Origin of the sequence: Streptomyces flavofungini (assembly GCF_041028215.1) — a bacterium.
GTDB lineage: Bacteria > Actinomycetota > Actinomycetes > Streptomycetales > Streptomycetaceae > Streptomyces > Streptomyces flavofungini_B.
On record NZ_JASKYR010001258.1, the window covers coordinates 1 to 1,453 of the forward strand.

Sequence of the window (1,453 nt, forward strand, 5' to 3'; positions counted from 1 at the left end):
GCGCGGGGCTGCGGGCGGGGGTGCCCGCCGTGCCCATGCCAGTCTGGTTCGACGGCCGCTTCTGGTCGTCCCGCCTGGTGGCGCTCGGGGTGTCGCCGGGCTGCGTACCGCTGCGGCGGTTCACCACCCCGCACCGTCTCGCCGAAGCCCTGACCGAGGCCACCAGCGACCCCGGCTACCGGCGTCGCGCCACCGCCGTGGCCGCGAAGCTGCGCCGGGAGGACGGGGTGGCCCCGCTGCTGGCGGCGCTGGAGGGGTACGAGAGCGGCGGCACGACGCGACGGTGACCCCAACGTCACACCACGCAGGGCCCCTTGCCCGCGGCCCAGCACGCCGCGGGCCGCGTCGCACACAACGACCTGCTCGGTGACGACGCCGTGTCGCTGAGGGCGCGCGCGTTCCTTGCCGGGTGACCGGGTCCCGCCGATAGCCTCGGCCGGTGGAGAAGACCGAGGAAAGAATCATCACGTACCTGGAAATGACCGACCCGGACGATCTGCGCCCCGCACCGGCCGTCCCCGGACTCGGGCTGCTGCGCCTCGACCCGGGTTCACCGCTGGTCCGCAGCGTGCACGCGGGGGTCGGCGAGCCGCACAACTGGCGTGCGGCCAGCCGCCGCGAGGAGGAGTGGGACGCGCACCTGGCGGCCCGGCCGCTGCGTCAGTTCTGGGTGGTCACCCTCGACGAGGAGCCCATCGGCGTCAGTTACCTCGAACCGCAGGCCGACGGCGACGTCGAGATCGTCGCGTTCGGGCTGCTCCCCCACCACGTGGGCCGCGGACTCGGGGGTTACGCCCTCACCCTGGGCCTGCGCCAGGCCTGGGCGACCGAGCCTCTCGACGCCCCGGCCGCCCGCCGGGTGTGGCTGCACACCTGCGACACGGACCATCCGCACGCCCTCGGCAACTACAAGAAGCGCGGTCTGCGCCCCTACCGGGAGGAGCGGCTGCCGGTGCGGCGGCAGCCCTGAGGACGACACCCCCGGGCCGCCCCCGCACACCGGCGGCGGCGCTACGGCACGGCGGTGTAGATCACCGAGGTCCTCCTGCACTCACCGGTCGCGAACACCGCGATGGCGTCGAGTTCGGCCGGGTCGGCGGCCAGGTCCCAGCGCAGCTTGGTGCCGATCCAGTCGGCGAGGTAGCGGCAGTGCGCGGAGGACAGCGGCGGCAGCCACTCGGCCGGGTCCTGGGCACCCCGGGAGCGGGCGGTTCGGGTGGTGACGACGGTCAGGGTCGCGGGCGCGCCCTGGTCGTTGGCGTAGGCCTCGCGGCGCTCGGCGGGCCAGGCGGAGGCGCCGGAGCTCCAGGCCTCACCGAGCGGGACCGCCTGCACGACGTCGAGCTTCTTCTGGTCGGAGACCTCCTGGTTGTCGTACGGGGAGACCCACTCGCCGTCCGAGAGCTTGCACCCCTTGCCGACCTCGGGGGCCTCCTCCGCCTCGGCGATCAGG

General features: G+C 74.5%; 2 protein-coding genes and 1 pseudogene. 2 read left to right on the forward strand and 1 reads right to left on the reverse strand.

Annotated elements, in window-relative coordinates; all coding sequences use genetic code 11:
• A partial coding sequence (locus tag AB8Z36_RS40250; RefSeq protein WP_369218308.1) for a glycosyltransferase occupies positions 1-287 on the forward strand: 287 nt, incomplete at its 5' end.
• Positions 288-439: 152 nt separating this feature from the next.
• Positions 440-970: a GNAT family N-acetyltransferase gene (locus tag AB8Z36_RS40255; RefSeq protein WP_369218309.1), complete on the forward strand. Its 531-nt coding sequence runs from the start codon at positions 440-442 to the stop codon at positions 968-970.
• A gap of 41 nt (positions 971-1,011) precedes the next feature.
• Here AB8Z36_RS40255 and AB8Z36_RS40260 read toward each other — a convergent pair.
• A pseudogene (locus tag AB8Z36_RS40260) lies at positions 1,012-1,453 on the reverse strand (HNH endonuclease); the annotation flags it as partial.